The organism is Streptomyces sp. NBC_01296, assembly GCF_035984415.1.
In the GTDB taxonomy this organism is placed as follows: domain Bacteria; phylum Actinomycetota; class Actinomycetes; order Streptomycetales; family Streptomycetaceae; genus Streptomyces.
This window is the reverse complement of sequence record NZ_CP130720.1, coordinates 2,461,667-2,480,443: the sequence shown is the minus strand read 5'-3', so window position 1 is coordinate 2,480,443 and position 18,777 is coordinate 2,461,667. Positions and strand designations below refer to the sequence as shown.

11 protein-coding genes are annotated in these 18,777 nt (G+C 68.8%); 4 read left to right on the top strand and 7 right to left on the bottom strand.

The window, feature by feature from the left end; all coding sequences use genetic code 11:
- The first annotated feature begins 41 nt into the window (after positions 1–41).
- Both OG299_RS11240 and OG299_RS11235 read left to right on the top strand, forming a co-directional pair.
- Positions 42–1,373, top strand: a complete 1,332-nt coding sequence (locus tag OG299_RS11240) for a class I SAM-dependent RNA methyltransferase (RefSeq protein WP_327361417.1) — start codon at positions 42–44, stop codon at positions 1,371–1,373.
- Between the two features lie 334 nt (positions 1,374–1,707).
- Entirely contained in the window at positions 1,708–3,372 is a 1,665-nt protein-coding gene (locus OG299_RS11235) for an N-6 DNA methylase (RefSeq protein ID WP_327364502.1), read from the top strand.
- 23 nt (positions 3,373–3,395) lie between these two features.
- On the opposite strand, the gene OG299_RS11230 is transcribed toward OG299_RS11235, so the two are convergent.
- The 5 genes from OG299_RS11230 to OG299_RS11210 form a co-directional block, all read right to left on the bottom strand.
- On the bottom strand, positions 3,396–5,537 hold the full coding sequence (locus OG299_RS11230) for a DEAD/DEAH box helicase (RefSeq protein ID WP_266634007.1): 2,142 nt from the start codon (positions 5,535–5,537) through the stop codon (positions 3,396–3,398).
- Positions 5,538–5,577: 40 nt separating this feature from the next.
- Positions 5,578–6,789, bottom strand: a complete 1,212-nt coding sequence (locus OG299_RS11225; RefSeq protein ID WP_327361416.1) for an McrC family protein — start codon at positions 6,787–6,789, stop codon at positions 5,578–5,580.
- Complete coding sequence (locus OG299_RS11220; RefSeq protein WP_327361415.1) at positions 6,786–8,636, bottom strand: DUF4357 domain-containing protein; 1,851 nt, start codon at positions 8,634–8,636, stop codon at positions 6,786–6,788. Before OG299_RS11220 ends, OG299_RS11225 begins: the two co-directional genes overlap by 4 nt.
- A gap of 86 nt (positions 8,637–8,722) precedes the next feature.
- The gene (locus tag OG299_RS11215; RefSeq protein ID WP_327361414.1) at positions 8,723–9,988 is read right to left on the bottom strand and encodes a hypothetical protein; all 1,266 of its coding nucleotides are present in this window, start codon (positions 9,986–9,988) and stop codon (positions 8,723–8,725) included.
- A gap of 85 nt (positions 9,989–10,073) precedes the next feature.
- Complete coding sequence (locus tag OG299_RS11210; protein ID WP_327361413.1) at positions 10,074–10,544, bottom strand: ATP-binding protein; 471 nt, start codon at positions 10,542–10,544, stop codon at positions 10,074–10,076.
- A 162-nt stretch (positions 10,545–10,706) separates the two neighbouring features.
- On the opposite strand from OG299_RS11210, the gene OG299_RS11205 reads away from it, so the two are divergent.
- On the top strand, positions 10,707–11,573 hold the full coding sequence (locus tag OG299_RS11205; RefSeq protein WP_327361412.1) for a helix-turn-helix domain-containing protein: 867 nt from the start codon (positions 10,707–10,709) through the stop codon (positions 11,571–11,573).
- The gene (locus tag OG299_RS11200) at positions 11,570–11,755 is read left to right on the top strand and encodes a DUF397 domain-containing protein (protein WP_327361411.1); all 186 of its coding nucleotides are present in this window, start codon (positions 11,570–11,572) and stop codon (positions 11,753–11,755) included. The genes OG299_RS11205 and OG299_RS11200 overlap by 4 nt, the downstream gene beginning before the upstream one ends.
- 37 nt (positions 11,756–11,792) lie before the next feature.
- Here the strand turns inward: OG299_RS11200 and OG299_RS11195 are convergent, their stop codons facing one another.
- Together OG299_RS11195 and OG299_RS11190 are read right to left on the bottom strand one after the other, a co-directional pair.
- Positions 11,793–15,821: an Eco57I restriction-modification methylase domain-containing protein gene (locus OG299_RS11195; protein WP_327361410.1), complete on the bottom strand. Its 4,029-nt coding sequence runs from the start codon at positions 15,819–15,821 to the stop codon at positions 11,793–11,795.
- Entirely contained in the window at positions 15,821–18,757 is a 2,937-nt protein-coding gene (locus tag OG299_RS11190) for a DUF8741 domain-containing protein (RefSeq protein WP_327361409.1), read from the bottom strand. The genes OG299_RS11195 and OG299_RS11190 overlap by 1 nt, the downstream gene beginning before the upstream one ends.
- Positions 18,758–18,777 lie beyond the last annotated feature (20 nt).

The window sequence follows — 18,777 nt, the reverse complement described above, 5'->3', positions numbered from 1 at the left end:
TCGTCCGGCCGTTCCCATTTATGTTTTGGAGTCTCCCCACCATGACCGAGCAGAACGAGAAGCAGTCACTGGTCGGGGAGGAGTACGAGGTCGAGGTCGGCCCCGTCGCGCACGGCGGCATCTGCATCGCCCGGACCTCCGACGGGCGGGTCCTGTTCGTCCGCCACACGCTGCCCGGCGAGAAGGTCATCGCGAAGGTCACGGAGGGCGAAGCGGACTCCCGCTTCCTGCGCGCCGACGCGATCACCGTCCTCGAGGCTTCCAAGGACCGCGTCGAGGCCCCGTGCCCGTACGCCGGCCCCGGCAAGTGCGGCGGCTGCGACTGGCAGCACGCCAAGCCGGGCGCCCAGCGCCGGCTCAAGGGCGAGGTCGTCGCCGAGCAGCTGCAGCGGCTCGCCGGGCTCACCCCGGAGGAGGCCGGCTGGGACGGTACGGTCATGCCGGCCGAGGGCGACAAGCTCCCGGCGGGCCAGGTGCCGCAGTGGCGCACCCGCGTGCAGTTCGCCATCGACGAGGACGGCAACGCGGGTCTGCGCAAGCACCGCTCGCACGACATCGAGCTGATCGACCACTGCATGATCGCGGCGCCGGGCGTCAGCGAGCTGGGCATCGAGAAGCAGGACTGGCCCCAGATGGCCACGGTCGAGGCGATCGCCGCGACCGGTTCCCAGGACCGCCAGGTCGTCCTGACCCCCCGCCCCGGCGGCCGGCTCCCGCTGGTCGAGCTCGACAAGCCGGTCTCGGTCCTGCGCGTCGAAGAGAAGGACGGCGGCGTCCACCGCGTCCACGGCCGCCCGTTCGTACGGGAGCGCGCGGACGGCCGTACGTACCGCGTCGGCATGGGCGGCTTCTGGCAGGTCCACCCGCAGGCCGCGGACACCCTGATCAAGGCCGTCATGCAGGGCCTGATGCCGCGCAAGGGCGAGATGGCCCTCGACCTCTACTGCGGCGTCGGCATCTTCGCGGGCGCCCTGGCCGAACGCCTGGGCGAGACGGGCGCGGTGCTCGGCATCGAGTCCACGAAGCGCGCGGTCGAGGACGCCCGGCACAACCTGGCGGACTTCCCCCGGGTCCGCATCGAGCAGGGCAAGGTCGAGTCGATCCTCCCGAAGACCGGCATCACGGAGTGCGACCTGGTCGTCCTGGACCCGCCCCGAGCGGGCGCGGGCAAGCAGACGGTCCGCCACATCGCCGGCCTCTCGGCACGCCGCATCGCGTACGTGGCCTGCGACCCGGCAGCCCTGGCCCGAGACCTGGCCTACTTCGCGGAGAACGGCTACAAGCCCCGCACCCTCCGCGTCTTCGACCTCTTCCCGATGACGCACCACGTGGAGTGCGTGGCAATCCTGGAGCCGATCGCAAAGGGCGCCTGACCTGCAGGTTCGTGATGTCGTGCAAGTCTCGACGTGTTTCACGCCTTTCATCACGCGATGGGTGCTCGGTCTTCGTGGAACGGCACTGACCTGCTGTTTCATGAGGGAGCCTCGAACGGGCTGACTCCGCCCCGAGAATCTTGACGCTCGCGTGACGCTTGTCCTGATGATCCATCAGTCATGGCGATCTGGCGCGGCATGACCGAATCCGCACCTCGCCTTCGCAGGGCCGCGAGAGCTCGAAGGCGAGGTGCAACCCCCTCTCCCACTGTGCGTGTACGTTGTCAACGTGCTGTGCAAGCTGGTCGGGTGGGCCGTCGTGTACGCTGGCGTTATGGCTGACGTGGAGGGTGCATCGCCGGAGCAGCTGGTTTCCGGGTCTGAGATTGCCCGCCTCGCTGGTGTGACGCGGGCGGCGGTTTCCAATTGGCGGCGGCGCTATGACGACTTTCCCGCTCCCAGCGGTGGCGGTGTGAACAGTCCGCTCTTCTCCTTCGCTGAGGTGCAGGCGTGGCTGGACCGGCAGCGCAAGGGGCAGGACGTCTCGGACGAGGTCAGGCTTTGGCAAGCGGTACGGGCTGCCTACGGTGAAGAGACGGTCGCTGGTGTCGCGGACATCGCCCGACGGCTGGCCCAGGCGGAACCCACTCCGGATCTACCCGCTGACGCCATCCGGCTGTCCGAGGAACTCGTCCGCTCCGGGTCCGCCGCTGAGGTCGTCGAAGGGCTGGCTGCCCGGATTGCCGACTCTGTCGGCCGCTCCGGCTCCGACCGTGTCACCTCCGAGCGGATCGCCCGCGCTCTGCGTCACTTCGCCCCATCCCTTGCCGCGGATGCGACCGTGCTGGACCCCGCTTGTGGCATTGGGACGCTCCTGCTCACTATCGGACCCCGACACAGGCTGAAACGTTTCGGGCAGGAGCGAGAGCCGCACAGTGCGCGCCTGGCCCAGCTCCGCGCCGATCTGGGTGGGCAAGCGGACGTCACCATTGCGGAGGGCGACTCCCTCTGTGCTGATGAGTGGTCGCAGGTGCGTGCCGATCTGGTGGTGTGCGACCCGCCCGTCGGTGTCACCGACTGGGGCCGTGAAGCTTTGCTGCTCGACTCGCGGTGGGAGTTCGGCACACCGCCCAAGGCGGAGGGCGAACTGGCCTGGCTACAGCATGCGTACGCCCACACCGCTCCGGGTGGCCGGGTGCTCATGGTCATGCCCGCCTCGGTCGCCTACCGCAAGGCGGGCCGCCGGATCCGGGCGGAGCTCGTGCGGCGCGGTGTGCTCACGCAGGTCGTCGCGCTGCCCGCCGGAGTCGCGGCCTCGCATGCGCTGCCCGTCCACGTCTGGCAACTGACCCGACCCACGAGTGCCGGTGATGCGGCGACCGCGGTGCGGCTGGTCGACCTGACCGCGAACGAGCCTGACGGACCGCTGGATCCGGCCCCGCACCAAGTGGTCGACGCCCCCCTCGTAGGCCTGCTGGACGACGCCGTCGACCTCACCCCCGGCCGGCACATCCTGGCCTCCCACCGTGACTACCACGCCGAGTACGCATCTCTGCGGGCCAGGCTGGAGCACCAGCTCGGCCAGCTCGCCGAACTCCTTCCCGCCCTTGCCGAGGGAACGGGACCCGGAAGCCTGGACGCTTCGACGGTGAGCGTCGCCGAACTCGCCCGGGCCGGCCTCGTCGAGTACGGCGACACCGAGCCGGCGTCGGTCAGTGACCAGCTGGACACCGACTACCTTCGCGGCTTCCTGCACAGCACGGCGAACACCCGGCGCTCGACCAGTGCCAGTGGTACCTACCGCTTCGACAGCCGGAGCGGCAGGGTCCCGAAAATGGACATCGAGGCGCAGCGCCGTTATGGACAGGCCTTCAACGCGGTCCAGGAGTTCGATGACCGCGTCCGAGAAGTTGCGGACCTCGGCCGGCAGGCTGTGGAGTTGGCCCGCGACGGACTGGGCAACGGAGCGCTCGCACCGTCCGTCGACGAGGACGCCTGAGCGTCAGCCTCCCGGCCGGCGGATCAGCGGTCGGCGGCTTGCGGAAGGAACTCACTCGGCAGCCCCGACCAGGAGACGTACAGCGCTTCCCGGGCCCGGGTGCATGCGACGAACAGCAGGCAGCGCTCCCGCAGCAGGTCCGATTCGTGCTGCAGGGCATCGATCGAGGCGGGCGTGACCTCGCGCCCGAACGGCAGGCTCCCAGCCGTCACCCCGATGACCGCCACGCAGCGGAACTCGAGGCCCTTCATCGCGTGCATGGTGGCCAGGCGCACCCCGTCCACCGCCGGGCCCGGGTTGTCCCGTACCCGGACCACCGGGATCCCGTCCGCCGCCAGCCTCTCGTACACCTTGTCGAGCAGGAGGTTGAAGCGGGCACAGATGCCGATCTCGGACGGTCGTACGCCCTGCGCGATCCACTCCCGTACCCGGTCTACCAGCGCCGCGACCTCCGCCGGCTCGGAACTGTGCCCTCCCACGCTCGGTCGGCGTCCGTGCAGAACGGAGCGGTAGCCGGCGAGGGTGTCCGAGCCCGCGCCACCCAGGTCCTCGACCGCCACCGGGGCCAGGATGCCGGTCGACCAGGCCAGGATCTCCTCCGTGCTGCGGTAGTTGATGCGCAGCCGGGTCGTGCGGCCGGTCACCGCGATCCCGAGGGAACTCAGGGACACCTTCGCGTCGTAGATCCGCTGATGCGGGTCCCCGGTGATGAACAGGTCGTCGTTGCCCGGAGCGACCGCGCCGCGCAGCACCCGCCACTGGGCCGGGTGGAGGTCCTGGGCCTCGTCGACCACGACGTGGTCGTAGGCGGGCGCCGCCTCGGCGAGCAGTCGGGCGGCCCGCGCGCACACCTTGAGGTGGGTGGTGGAGCCCTGGCCGGTCAGCATCGACTCGAAGAGCTCGATGGCCGGCCACAGCTGTTCCCGCCGGGCGGTGGACAGGGCGTTGCCCCGGCCCCGCCGCAGAGCGGTGCGGTAGGTGTCGAGATCGCGGATGTCCTGGGCCAGGACGACGTGCCGGTACTCCTGTGCGAGGAACTGTTCCGACCAGGGGAGTTGCAGCTTCTTCAGGACGCGTTGCCAGAGCTGCCGCTCCTCCCGGTCGTTGACGGGGGACGGTACCCGCGTGCCGTCCCCGGCAACGGTGCGGTGGGCGAAGGCGTTCACCGTGGTCACGTCGACCCGGGTCAGCTGCCCCTCGTCCCCGTCGAGCAGCAGGGCAAGGTTCTCCCGCAGGGTGTGGGCCAGGGCGTTCGTGTAGGTGGTGAGCAGGATCCGGGTGTCGGGCGCCCGGGACAGCAGGTGCTTGACGCGGTGCAGGGCCACGACGGTCTTGCCGGTACCCGGTCCGCCGGTCACCTGGACCGGTCCGCCGTACGACACCCGGTAGGCGACCCGGCGCTGCGAGGGGTGCAGGAACACCCGCCATGCGGCGAAAGGCTTGTTCAGGATCTCGGTCAGCTCGTCCGCGCTGGTCACGAGCGTGATGCGGCTCGTGGTGTTGGCGATGGCCACGGCCAGGCTCTGGTCCGGATCGGGCCCGGCGTCGGCCGGGCGGCGCACCGCGACGACGTCCCGGTAGACCTCCTCGGGGGTGAACCCCTCCGCGAGGTACTGCAGCGCCTCGAACTGGTCCTCGGGCAGGAGGGTTCCGAAGGCCTCCAGCTGCGGCTTGTTGATGACGGTGCGCACCGCCCGCAGTACCTGGTCGTCGATGCCGAGGTCGCGCAGGACGGTGTCGGAGTACCGCCCGAACAGCAGGGTCGGGGCCTGAGCGGCCGCCTTCTCCAGGGTCGGGGTCAGTTGCTCGATCGCGACGACGTTGCGGACCTCCAGCGCCCGGGTCGCCTTGTTCGTCGTGTACAGCCGCTTGGCCGCCCAGGTGTAGGCGTCGTCGTGCGGCACGACGTTGACGAGCAGGAAGACGTCACTGCCGTCGTCGGGGGAGAGGACCACACCGCGCCAGAAGTCGTTGACGCGGATCGTCCGCATCCGGGGGTCGCGTGCCTTGTCGACGGACTCCAGGTGCAGTCCCTTGTCCGCGTAGAGCTCGGCCACGGTCAGCTGCTGGAACTTCTCCATCGCCTTGCGCACGCCGGCTTTGATCGGCTTCTCCAGGACGTCGTAGCTCTCCCAGAAGCTGTTGGCGAACGCAAGCTGTGGCACGACGTGAACTCCCCACCCTGGACGGACACTCCGCCGCCGATCATACGGGCAGGTCAGCGCCCATATGCCGGGAAAGGGCGGCAATATCGGCCAGGAGTACGGCCGGTTCTCGGTCCAGGTCCAGGGCGTGCTGGTGGAGGACGATGCCTGCGTGCCGGACCCGGTGGGCGGCGTGCGGGGCATTTCCCTTTGCGTAGATGAGATGACCCTCGGGCAGTCCCAGAGCGGTGCAATAGGCGAGCATCTGGTACAGGTCGGCGTCCGGGTAGCCGTCCCGCTTCTCGGCCTTGTACTTGGCGTCGGCGACCGCGAGCGGGGTGCCGTCCGGCCCGTACATCACGTAGTCCGGCTTCATGCGGATCGCATCCTCCTCGTCGAGGTGGTGCGGATCCTGGAGGGCGCCGGTGAGCTCCGAGCCGCGCAGGGCCTCGCGCAGGGCGACCGTCACGAAGTCCTCGAAGAGCCTGTTCATGTCGAACAGGAATCCGTCGATGCGCAGGCCGCCGGGGGTGTGCTCGGGTGAGGACCCGCCGAGCGCGGCGCGGGCCAGGTGCAGGGCGGGCTGGTAGCGGGTGTTGAGGCGGGACGGCTGCCAGGCGGGATGCGGCTGTCCGGGGTGCAGTGGGGTGGTGTCGGCGAGGCGGGCGCGCTGGTGCAGCAGGCGTCGGCGTACCTCGGGCGGTACGCCGGGCAGGCGCAGCAGCCGTTCCACGGCAGCGCGCAGGATGCGGTTCTCGGGGATGTCGGTGGTGAACTCGTCGTACGCCACCTCGACCGGCAGCGCCGCTCCGAAGCGCCGCCGTATCTGGTCCGCCTCGCGGATCCGCCCGCGGACCACGAGCGCGCTCTGCTCGGTCGCCCGGTAGCCCTGGAGCAGCCCTTGGCGCAGAGCCCGGTCGATCTGCCGCTCCACGGCGTGCGCGAGCGCGGGCAGCAGCTCACGGTGCTCGCCCACCTCGACCTGGCCGTCCCGCCAGGCGCCCTTCGGGTCGAGGCTGTAGCCGAGCAGGAAGAACAGCCTTGCGATGGGGACCTTGGGCGTGACGCGGACGGTGACCGGTGCGCCGCCGCCCGGTACGCCGACGGACACCGCGCCGACTTTGCTGCCGGCCCGCAGCAGCCAACGGCCCGGCGTGTGCGGGTCCGGGGACGCGTCCACGATCCGGGCGGCGGCCAGCGCCCGGCCGACCGCGTCCGGCAGGACGTGGCCGGTGGCCGGGGCGTGCTCGACGAGCTCGACGACCTGGGTCACGCGAGCGGCTCGGGCGCGGGCGGCTGGGGCGTCGGCTGGGGGAGTGACCGCCGCAGCGCGGTGAGCCCGTACCGCTTCTCGATGTCGACGCCCTCCCCGTAGTGGTGCTCCTCGAGCAGCGGAAGGATCTTCGTCCGCCAGGTGCGCTCCAGACCGCCGTCCCGGTACACGCCCTTCTTCATCAGGTACGACGGCCCGATCCGGAAGTCCGGCTCGTCGATACGGGCGTTGAGCGCGTCCAGTAGCTCCGCCGGCTCGTGGTCCCGTTCCTGGGAGTCGAGCCAGCGCCGGAGGAGCCCGCTGGTGGGCTCGGTGCGCGGGGACAGCTCCACGAACGCGAACCGGCGCCGCATGGCCGCGTCCACGAGGGCGATCGAGCGGTCCGCGGTGTTCATGGTGCCGACGACGAACAGGTTCGGGGGCAGGGCGAAGTCGTCGCCGGAGTAGGTGAGACGGACCGACTTGTTCCGGTACTCCAGGAGGAAGTACAGCTCACCGAAGACCTTGGCCAGATTCGCCCGGTTGATCTCGTCGATGATCAGGAAGTGCGGGAGGTGTCGGTTGCCCTCCCGGGATGCCAGATCCGCCAGCTCGCGCAGCGGGCCGGCGGTCAGCCGGAAGGCGACCTCCCGGGTCTCGGGGTCCTCCTGCGGCCGGAAGCCCTCGAAGAAGTCCTCGTAGGCGTAGGAGGGGTGGAACTGGACCAGCTTCACCTGCTCCGGGCCGCCGCCGAGGAACTCGGCCAGCTTCAGGGCCAGATAGGTCTTGCCGGTGCCGGGCGGCCCGTACAGCACGAGCTGCCGGTCGTCCCACAACAGGTCCCGGACCTCGCGCAGCCAGTCCGTCTTGTGGACCAGCAGCTCGGCGGTCAGCTCGTCGGTCGGCTCCGGCAGCTCCAGCTCCCGCCGGGCGGCGAGGGCCGGGATCTCCACGCTGGGATCCCCCTCTATCGCCTCGGCCTCGTCGGCCAGCTCCTCGTCCGTGAGGCCGAGACCGTCGATGACGGCCTGGACGGTGGTCAGCTCCACCACATCGTGCTGGATGGACAGCTTCTGCTGGAGCTCCTCGGGCAGCTCGTCGTACGCGTACCCCTCCTCCTGCCAGGTCACCGGGCGGCGCAGGTTGGACCGGTGGTCCTCCGATTCGACCTGCTCCACCTCGCCGGCGATCTCCCCCACGTACAGCCGGCCACCGGAGATGGTGCACACGGTGTCGCCCGGCTTCATCCGGGACAGGAACGCGTGCAGCTCCTCGACCAGGTCCTGCTTCTGGCTGTAGGTCGCCGTGGACTCGTAGTCCTCCTGGACCAGAGCGCGCACCTGCTCCTTGCTGATGCCGAGTTCCACACCCTGCCGCAGCCGGGAGGCCGCCAGGCTGATCCGGCCCTCGGGCAGCCACACCCGCCAGACGAGGTCCAACCCGGTGACGTTGGAACCGCGCACCAGCCAGGCCCGGTTGGGCCCCCAGGACGCATCCGGCATGAAGTCGCCGAGCGGCCGGCCGTCTTCGGTCTTCCAACCCGTCCAGCCGTTGGCGCTGCTTCCGGTGAGGACGGCGGCAGCCTCGGACGAGGAGTTGAACGTGATGGTGTCGGCCGTCTCAAGGCAGCCGGGCCAGGTCTTCGTCTGCTTGATCCGCCCTTCGGAGATGAGCTGCTCCCGGAGCCGGTGCGCGGAAGCCACCCGCTTGGGGAAGGACGGCACGACTTCGGCCCGAACGGGCTGACCCGGGCCCACGACGAACCGGCGGCTGCCGTTCGTGCCCATCTCGTCGGTCTGCCGCCCGCGCGCCTCCGGCCCGCCGTTCGGCAGCCGCAGACGGAACTCCGGGTACGGGTCCGTTGCCATCGGGGCCTTCCTTTCCTCTTCCACGGGTGGGCGGATCACTTGCGGGCAGGCTAGTCGGCGCCACGGACAGTGGGCCGGGCCCTACGTCACCAGGGGTCGAGGTCGTGGTCGCGGGGTGCGGTTTCGGGCAGCATGGCTTGGCGAGTCCGAGTGGTCAGCGGGGTCAGTCGTGCAGTCGAGCGGTCGATGTGGAAGACGAAGGCCTTGGCCTTGTCGGCAAACGCTGCGGCCGGCCGACTGATGCCCGCGCCGGTCACCAGAATCAGCCGCTTGGGAAGGTCTTCGCCGGCTGCCGAAGCCAGGCCGTTGAGCCGTTCCATCTCGGACAGCGAGAGATCCTTGGTGCCGCCGTCCCGGATCTGGACGTCAAAGCCTTCCGAATGGATTGGGGCCGCGAAGTCACCTGTGGGGACAGCGTTGAAGCCGAGCATGTTCAGCTGGTCGACGACGGCCCGCGGGATTCCTCTGCCTGCCGCCGTCACCGAGGTGGACGGATCCGGCGCGGCCTCGTCCTCGAAAAGCGCCATGGCGTCGGGCTCGGGTTCCTCGATAGGGAAGAGGGAGTCCTGTCGCATGGACGGGACACGCCCGCGGCTGGCGGAACGCCTGACGGGCTCCCAGGGGAAGCTGGTGCCCCAGTGAGCCGGCCCCTTCCCGATCACGTCGGCGACCTCGTCGACGGACACGGTAGTGAGAGAAACACCCGGTGCGGCCGCCGACTGATCCCACAGACTGCGGGCGAGGTCGACCCGGCCCCAGGCGCCCCAGTCGCGGATGTACGCGTCGACCATCCAGCCGAGGGCGGGCTTGACCGAGATCCGGACGAAGGCGTCGGCGAGCTCGGCGTCCACGTACGCCCCCGCGGACTCGTGCACCAACACAAGCTCTGGGTCACTGCGCGAGCCCCGAGCGAACCACCGGTTCCCCGCGACGACCCGACGCACGCGCACGCCTCGTGCGTCGAGCAGATCGGCCAGCTGGGTCATGTCCGATGCTTCGCCCTCGTCCCAGCGCAACGGCGATGGCACCGGAGTGCTGAAGACGTGGGCCGCCGCGCGGGCGTGCAGGGCATCGACGAGTACCTCGACGGATGTGTCGAGGGCCCACACGGACGGATCGCTGTGCGGGGACGGATCGACGATGGTCCAGGCGACCTGGAGTTTGTAGCTCCCGCGGGCGAGCACGACGGAACGTTCTCCCGGCAGGTTGACCTTCAGGAAGAAGGGGCTGGCAGCGTTGAACTCGACCCGGTCCGCCAACTCCGGATGGCGCTCGAGGAAGGTGCTTTCCAAGCTCTGGAAGTGCAGGAAGTTGCCGAACGCGGCGACCATGTCGCCCGGGGGGAAGGCCAAGTAAACGCACGCTCCTGGGGCTTGTGCCGCCGGGCGGTGCAGGCTTGACCGCCGGAAGGAAGCGTAGATCGCCCCGATTCCTTGATCAAAGGCGTTCTTCGGCCGATTGGCCGGAAGGAGCCGCATGCGCTGAGGGAATCTCTGCCTCCGCCCACACGGTCTTCCCGCTCGGCGGATACGGCACGACGCCCCAGCGGTCGGCGAGCGCGGCGACGAGCAGCAGACCGCGGCCGGACTCGCCCTCGGAGTGCTGCGGCAGTACGGGCATCCGGTCGCGGCAGGCGTCGGTGACCTCGATGCGCAGCGTCCGAGGAGCCGGCGAGAGCGACAGCCCGAGCCGGAAATCTCGGCCTTGCACCCGGCCGTGGAGCACGGCGTTCGAGGTCAGCTCGGCGACGATCTGTTCGGCACGCTCCGTGATGCTTGGCGGCAGGTCCCACCTACGGAGTTCGGTGACGGCGAGCACCCGGCCGAGGCGGGCCCCGCGCCGGGTGGACGACAGGAGGAGGCAGAAGACGCCAGGGGCGGCGTCGAGTTGTGGGGAGGAGGGGTTCATAGGGGACACGGTGACGGTGGCGGAGCGCGCTGCGCGAGTGCTGAACCCCGTACGCGGAGTCAGCGTACGGGCACGGGGAGTGGACAGTACGGCTGCTGCGCCGTCACGCTGAGTCGGTCAGTCGCGGGGAGGACCCATGCACGTACTTGGAGGTGGCCGCGTATGACGATCGTGGGTGGCGAGGTCGATGTCGAGGGGGCGGCGGGGGACTGGGAGCGTGAACCTGACCCGTCGGACAGTCTGCGGACGTTCGGGGCCGTCGTCCAGGCCCTGCGGGAGCATGCGGGGTTGAGCCGGGTGGAGTTCGGGAGGCGGGTCCGGTTCTCCAAACACACGGTGGAGTCGGTGGAGTTGGGCCGCAGGATGCCGGACGAGGACTTCGTGGAACGGGCGGAGGAAGCGCTGGGCAACACGGGCGCCCTGCGGAAGGCCGCCCGGCACTTGACGCGCGGCGAGCCGGGACTGGCGGCGTGGTTCCGGCGGTGGGCGCGGCTGGAGCGGGTGGCGGTGAGCCTGTGCACGTATGAGTGCAGGCTGGTGCCGGGGCTGTTGCAGTCGGAGGGGTACGCGCGGGCGGTGTTCGACAACAGCATCCCGTTGCTGACGGACGAGCAGGTGGAGGCCCAGCTGACCGCCCGGCTGGGCAGGCAGAAGATGCTGCGGGAGCGGCCGACGGTTCCGTTCAGCTTCATCGTGGAGGAGGCGGTGTTCCGGCGTCGGCTGGGCGGGGTGGAGGTGCAGCGCGGCATGCTGGACCTGGTGCTGGAACTGAGCGCGCCGCGCAATGTGACGCTGCAAGTGATGCCGCTGGGAGCGGAGCTCCATGCGTGTCTGGATGGGCCGGTTCGCCTGTTGGAAACCCGTGAGGGGCGGCGGCTGGGTTACTCCGAAGGTCAGCAGAATGGTCGACTGATCGCCGGCATCCAAGAGGTGAGCCTGCTCTTTCAGCGCTATGACACACTGCGCTCGCAGGCCCTCAACCCCAAGGAATCGCGCGGCCTGCTGGAGAGACTGCGAGGAGAACTATGAGGACCACGGAACTCGCCTGGTTCAAGTCCAGCTACAGCGGCACGCAAGGAGACGACTGCGTGGAGGTCGCCATCACAGAACACGCCATCCACGTACGTGACTCCAAGAACGTGACCCGCCCCCACCTGGCCGTCGCCCGCGACGGCTGGGCGCGCTTCGTCCGCTACGCCGCACGCGGCTGAGCCCCGCTTGGGGCCCCAGCCGCGCAGCGGCGCAACTTCAGTCGGCCTCGGGCTGCGCCTCATGCCGGGGGCCGTGGCCCGGGGGCGGCGTGAGGGTCGAGGTGTAGCTCTCCCCGTCGATCAGCGGGTTCTCCAGGCTGACACCAGCAGCGGCCATCCGGTCGTACTCGGCGAGGATCAGTTCCTTGGTGCGGTATGAGCCGTACTTGGTCTCGTCCTTGCGGCGGACGATGGGGAAAGTGTCGAGGATGTAGTCGACGTCCTCGCGCGAGATCCCGTAGAGGTGGAAGAAGAGAGCGTCCAGCTCCGCGCGGATTGCCTGACGGCGTGCTTCGTTCCAGTGGTATGGGCCGCCAGTGCACCCAAGATCGTGAGCAAAGGGAGCCATGTCGTACGCGGTGTACGTGAGTTCAATGACACGCGGAACAATGAAAATGTGATGTCGGTTGAGAATGGCAGGCGGCGGGATGGGAACCTGTTCCGATGTGCTTTGCGGGATGCTCGGTTGGCTGAAGCTGTTGCGTAGCACGTAGTCGTATGGGAAGGAGTTGTAAGTCGCCACCAGCAGGGCAAGCTTATCGGCGGAGGGGCCAGCCGAGAGAGTCCATCCGTACGATGCGGCACCCCAAGGGATAATTGCCGCGATGGATGTACGCTCGTCGTTGTTTCGGGCTACACGTCGATGCCCGAGCATTCCGCTCGTGCAGCCGAAGCTGCGCCGTTCCTGGCGTTTGCGTGTCTCCTCCGAAGAGACCCAATATTGGGGCTGCACAACAAAGTTCGCATCTTCAAGCTCGAGTTGTGACGTCTCGCGCGATCCTGTCGAGTCAGCGAATCTGTGACTGTACTGGTGTCCCATCCGCCCCTCGTAGAGGGGTAGCATCCGCGCCTCATCTTTTTCGAATGAGTTGCCACTCAGGATCCAGCCTTCGGATTCGAGAGACTTGCGCTCGTGGAACAGATATGAGTCCTCAGACATGTGGTACATGCGCCCCAGAGAAACACCCCAGGGATTTCCCCTGGGGTCGCCAGTCCTGATGAGGACCGGGGCTCGACGGTGCACGGCCAGGCAGATATCTGCGTCGCGGCGCGTCCTGAAGACGGGACAGGTTCCAGTATTAGGGTTGAGGAGCTGGAACTCTTCTGAAGTCAGCGTGAATGACTTCTCGGCGTCATCCAATTCGGCAGGGTCATGCAGGAAGAATGCGAAGCGCGCCGCTGATTGGCATTCGGACTTCCCACTGATCGACAAGATGCTGAACTTGAACGAGCGGTGCACTCCAGGGAATAGAGGAGTCGCGTTCTCGAAGTCGTACAGCGAGGAGATCGTCCTGTTCTTCACTAGGTTTTTGAAGAAGTGCTGAGTAGTGATATCAGTGGCGATTCCGGTGGGAACGATCACGCCCATGCGGCCGAGTGGGCTCACCAGTCGGTGATTGCCCTCCGCAAATGCTGCATACGTGTTGACGGTTCCGATTCCAGTTAGGGGGTATTTGCCAGAATTCCGAATAAAATGAGCCTCGCCATCGCCCTGACGTTTCACTTCTGAAAATTCGTTGGCCAACTCCGGGCGTGTTTCTGGTAGTGCTGTGATGAGCGCACGCCGGACTGCAGTACTGGAGGCCGTGGCGATATCGGTGTCCCGCTGGGCGAAGAACTCTTGCTCCTTGAGTTTGATCCGTTCCCACGGAGGGTTGCCGAGCATGCAATCGAATCCTCCAGTCCACCCTGTTAGCTCATCCACTCCTGTACCAGATTCCGGTACGGAGAAGACTTCCGGGAACTCAAGGTGCCAGTGGAAGAATCGGTACTGGTCGCCCAGGCGGATGACTTCGTTGTGTGTGGACTGCGGAGCCGCGTCGGCTGTCGGGTCGTGGAGGGCCTGGAAGACCTCTTCGGTCATCGCGAGAGGGGCGTCAGGCGTCTTGCGCCACATGAACGCCGCGCACCAGGCGTCGGCCACGTGGAGGGCGTGGACGTACTCAGCTGACTGAGACCAGTTCTGATAGGCGGCCTCTTGACGATTTACCTCGGCCAAGGTCTCTGACGAGGCACTGATGATGCGGCGTAGGCCTGTTGCGAATGTCGCATTGGTGATCTTTGTCTCGACTTCGACATCGAAGAGGCCTTGCTGGCCGCCGCGCTCAAGTTTGTTCTGGCGTTCAAGTGCCTTCGCGAACTTCTTGTCGTCGCCCTCGATCGGCTTGAATGCCTCATCGGGGATCCCCCCCTGGAGCAGCTTCGGCGTCGCCCCGATTAGCCCATTGCCACGCCTCACATGCGCGTCCAGGAAGCCGAGAGGCTTGCCCGGTTCCAGGGCCTCCAGCCATAGGGAGACCTTGGTCAGCTCGACAGCCATGGGGTTGAGGTCCACACCGTAGATGCAGCGGGCGACGACCTCGTGGAGGGCGTGACGGACTGCGTCCAAGGTGGGCTCGGGGTTGCGCTCTCGTACCGCTGCCACCTGCTTGGCGATGCGGCGAGCTGCCGCGACCAGGAAGTGGCCGGAGCCGCAGGCCGGGTCACAGATGGTGAGGGACAGCAGCTCGTTGACGATCGACTCGGCCGGGTCGGTAGCGCCGGCGGCCGTGGCGGCCTCCTGGCCGCGCGTCACCGCGTCCTTGATCACCGGGTCCAGCGTCGAGTCCAGCAGGCACTCGATGAGTGAGGACGGGGTGTAGTAGCTACCCGTCGTCTTGCGGGTGTTGCCCGCGACCTCGATCAGGGTGAACGTGCGTTCCGCCGCGCTGTGTTTCGGTTCCAGCTCCAGCAGGGACTCGTAGACGGAGCCCAGTTCCTCCGCGTCCAGGTGCCGGTAGTCCACGGCGCGCCAGCGGCTGCCGTCGCGGACCTGGGACAGGTGGCGGACGGCAGTCAGAATGGCCTCGTTGGACAGCTTCAGGCTGCGCAGCGGGGCATCCGCGTCCGTGTCGTTGAACAGGCCGCCGAGGCCGGGCAGGGCAAGTTCCGGGCGGCCGTGCTCGTCGCCCAGAGCTGCGAGGACGATGCTGAGCGCCTCGTACAGGTCACCGTGTGCTGTACCCCGCCGTTTGCGGGCGTGTGCGCGCAGCCGGGCCGAGGAGAAGTAGGACTCGTAGCGGTTGCGGGCCTGCTGGTCGGCCTTCGGTGACAGAAGTGCTTCGCGGTCCTCGGCGACGAAGATGAACAGCAAGCGGTACACGAGGCGCAGCAGGGCCGCCTGGAGGGCCTTAGGTTGGACGTCCTCGCGCAGAGTGGCGTTCGCCGGGTGACGGAGGAAGCCTGTCCCGAGCGCGGTGATCGCCTCCTGGACGCCCTTGCGGAGCTGGTCCAGTGCGCGGGTGCCCGAGGCGATGGCCTCCGTGCGCCATTTCTCCAGCCAGCAGGTGGAGGGGGCGGCGTCTTCCGCGACATCGAAGCGGGAGACGTGCAGGGTCCGATACAGGAGCACGAACTCGCTGAACAGCTCGCCGTCGAAGATGGATTCCAGGTCGAACTCGACGTAGGAGGCCGTGGCCAGGGCGCTGGAGTCGCGCAGCAGGCGGACCTGGCGGCCGTTCGTCAGAACACCCCACAGGTGGGCGTCGACGCGGTTCAGGCACTCCTGGAGCATCGACTGCGGCGGGACCGTGCCCGCGGCGCCCGGGCGTTTGTCCAGGTTGGCGTTCCAGGCCGCCTGGTGGATGAGGGCGTGGCGCCAGCGGTGGGAGACGGGGAACGACTTCTCCGCGTCGGAGTCGGCGGTGATGCCGGCCGCGCCCACCGTGGTCAGTGGGCCGAAGCCCAGTTCGCGCCAGAGCGGGGTCAGCCAGTCACTGCCGGCCAGGCCCGTGGGGTCGGCAGCGGGCAAGCCCGACTGTTCGTCCTCCGGAAGGCGCTTGCGGAGCTCGCGCCAGAGCGGCTTGAGGTACTCCCAGCTCCGCTCGGCCTCGTCCCGTACCGAACGCGATGTCGGCAGGCCGTAGTCGGCGGGCTTCGAGCCGGGGACGTCCTTGCCTTCGGAGATCCGGACCAACATGTCGGCCGGCAGCAGCGCGCCAACCGTCTGGACGGCGGTGAAGACCTGGTTGCGGGTGGTGGCAGACATCAGGCGGACACTCCGGCGGCGACAGCGGCGGGCAGGTAGACGTAGGCGCCGAGGATGTCGGCGGGCTTCTGGGCGGTGACCGTCAGGCCGCGGACGATCTCGCCCGACGCGGCGCGGACCCGGCGGTGTGAGGCGTCGAGCTCGGCGGCCAGCTCGTCGCCATACCCGATGAGGTGGTCCGAGGCGTCCGGGAGCTGGCCCAGGATGCGGGTCATCGTGCGCTCGCCGAAGTGGGCGTCGGTGTTCTCCGTGGCCGTGGCATCGAGAAGGGCGATTGCTTCCTCCGGCGGCAGCCATACCGCGTTCTTCGGGGAGCCCTGGAAGGCCAGGAGCCGGGCGTCCTCCGCGACCAGCTGCTTCTTGCCTGTGCGGGAGGGGAGCGTGAGGTGGAAGCGGTAGCGGACCAGGAGGAGGGTGGTGCGGGTGGTGACCGCGTCCGTGGTGATGACGCCGCAGCGGCGGGCCGGGCGGGCGCCGTCGGCCTGGGTGTCCAGGGCCGCATTCAGGACGTGGGCCGCGAGGGCGCCGACGACGGGGTCCGTGCGGACCAGCGCGGCCTCGCCGCGGCCGACCGCCGGGTCTGCGCGGAACGGGATCGCCCGGTCCTTCTCGACCACCTCGGCGCCGACGACCGGCGCGAGCGCGTCGCGCAGGCCGGCCGGAGTGCCGCCCACCTGGGCCGTGAAGTCCTCGCCGGCACCGCGAAGTACGGCGCCTAGCGCGTTCAGGGACTCGCGGACGAAGGTGTCGACCTCGCCCGTGCCGCCCAGGGCTTCGCGGACGGCCGCGACCTCCCTGGCCACTTCCTGCGGGTGGATGGAACGCTGCGCGAAGCGGGAACGGGAGGCCTTTTCCCGCTCGGCGGCCGAGTTCCAGTCGCTGTCCAGCTTCGCCGTGCTCACCTTGAAGGCGTCCGCGCTGAAGAGGGCGTCCTGGTCATCGCGGCCGCGCATCAGGAGCCACTCGACGATGGCGTCCGTGACTCCCGTGGACAGCTCGTCGGGCACGGACACCGAGATGCCGAGGTCCTTCTTGATCTGCCGGTGCTTCTTGATCAGGACTTCGAGCACCTTGCCGTCGATCCCGTTGTCCGCGCCGTACAGGGTGATGACGCGGACCTCGTCGCGCCTCTGTCCGTACCGGTCGACGCGGCCCTCGCGCTGGTCGTGGCGGGTCGGGTTCCAGGCCAGGTCGTAGTGGAGGACGGCGTCGAAGTAGTGCTGGAGGTTGACGCCCTCGGAGAGGCAGTCGGTGGCGATCAGGACGCGGCGGGCCGCCGCGTCCGTACCGGCCTCCGTGGCCAGCTCCTCGATGCGTTGCACCCGCTGCTGCGGGGAGAGCGTGCCGGTGACCGCCTTGACGACGGTGTTCGCGCCGAGCGGGGAACGCTTCTTCTTGCCGTCTTCGGTCTCGCCCGCCCCCAGTTCGGCCTCCAGGTACTCGGCCGTCGGGATGTAGCGGCAGAAGACGATCGGGTGGTAGCCGTCCGCGAGCAGGGCTTTGAGGTGTTTGATCAGGGCCTTCAGCTTGAGGTCGTCTCCGACGCCCTCCAGCGCGGCGGCCCGCTCCGCGAGCTCGGACAGCCGGTCGCCCGCGCCGTCGATCTCCGCGCCGGGTGCCACGTCCATGCCTTCGAGGGCATCGCTGTCGGCGGCGTCGCTGTTGAGCGGCGCCCCGAGCCGGTCCGCCTCCTCGGCGGAGGCGGCGATGGCCGCGGCCGAGCGGGTGCGCAGGGTTTGGGACGCCGCACGGGGCGAGGACACCAGGGAGCGCAGCAGGGCGATGGCCGACCACCAGGCGATGCGCGCCTCGCGCTTGCCCTGGCTGCCGGCCGCCTCGACGCGCTCGCTCGCGTACGCGATGGCGTCGTCGAGCAGGGCCCGGTAGGCCGGGGACAGCTTGTACGTCTCGTCCTTGAAGTACCGGTCCGAGGGGAACGCCGTGCGCTCGGCGAGGCTGTCGTCGCCGAGACCGTCCTCCTTGGTCAGGTACTGGCGTACGTCGGCCCGCTTGCGCGCCACGAAGTGCTGAGCGAGGAGCTTGCGGCCCGCGTCCGATTCCAGGTTCACGTTCGCCAGTTCCGGCTTGACCAGCCCCAGCAGGTTGCGGAACGCCGACTCCTTGCCGCTGTGCGGAGTCGCCGTCACCAGGACCAGGTGGCGTTCCGCGTCCTCGGCGACGCGCCGCAGCAGCTCGTATCGGAGCTGGTTCTGGGCACCGGAGGCGGTGTCCTCGGCTGCCACGCAGGTGTGGGCCTCGTCCACGATCACCAGATCGGGGCAGTGACGGACGAAGTCGTCCCGGTGGCGGGGGGACTTGATGAAGTCGGTGGAGACGATGACGTGGGGGTAGCGGTCGAACAGGGACTGGCCCAGGTCCAGGCCGCGTTCGAGACGGGACACGGTGGAGGAGAGGACCAGCTCGGCGTCGATGCCGAACTTGGTCCGCAGCTCCTGCTGCCACTGCTCGGCGAGCGCGGGGGAACAGAGCACCGCCAGCCCCGTCGCCTCGCCCTGGGCCAGGAGCTCGCTGGCGATCAGACCCGCTTCGACGGTCTTGCCGATGCCGACGTCGTCGGAGATCAGCAGGCGGACGGTCTGCTGGCGCATGGCCATGAGGAGGGGGACCAGCTGGTAGGCGCGCGGCTCCACCGCGATGCCGGCGAGGGAGCGGAACGGGCCCGCTCCGGATCGGAAGCCGATGCGCAGCGCGGTACGCAGCAGGCCCGCCGCCCGCTGGTCGCCCAGGTCGGAGGGCTCGGGCGCCGCGAACTCGGCGCCCTTCACCTCCTCGAACGCGGGGAAGACGGCGGCGATGTCGTCGTCCGAACCGCCGAGCGGGCGCAGGACGAGCAGGTCGGCCTCGCTCTCGGGCAGCACCACCCACTCGCGGCCGCGGGCCGTCACGAGGGAACCCGCGGTGTACGTCAGTGCCATATCAGTCGTCTCGTCCTCGT

What these genes read in the sequence shown, in the direction of transcription:
- OG299_RS11240 (WP_327361417.1), top strand. Translation starts at nt 42, where the DNA reads ATGACCGAGCAGAACGAGAAGCAGTCACTGGTCGGGGAGGAGTACGAG.
- OG299_RS11235 (WP_327364502.1), top strand. Translation starts at nt 1,708, where the DNA reads ATGGCTGACGTGGAGGGTGCATCGCCGGAGCAGCTGGTTTCCGGGTCT.
- OG299_RS11220 (WP_327361415.1), bottom strand. Translation starts at nt 8,636, where the DNA reads ATGGCAACGGACCCGTACCCGGAGTTCCGTCTGCGGCTGCCGAACGGC.
- OG299_RS11210 (WP_327361413.1), bottom strand. Translation starts at nt 10,544, where the DNA reads ATGAACCCCTCCTCCCCACAACTCGACGCCGCCCCTGGCGTCTTCTGC.
- OG299_RS11205 (WP_327361412.1), top strand. Translation starts at nt 10,707, where the DNA reads ATGACGATCGTGGGTGGCGAGGTCGATGTCGAGGGGGCGGCGGGGGAC.
- OG299_RS11200 (WP_327361411.1), top strand. Translation starts at nt 11,570, where the DNA reads ATGAGGACCACGGAACTCGCCTGGTTCAAGTCCAGCTACAGCGGCACG.
- OG299_RS11195 (WP_327361410.1), bottom strand. Translation starts at nt 15,821, where the DNA reads ATGTCTGCCACCACCCGCAACCAGGTCTTCACCGCCGTCCAGACGGTT.
- OG299_RS11190 (WP_327361409.1), bottom strand. Translation starts at nt 18,757, where the DNA reads ATGGCACTGACGTACACCGCGGGTTCCCTCGTGACGGCCCGCGGCCGC.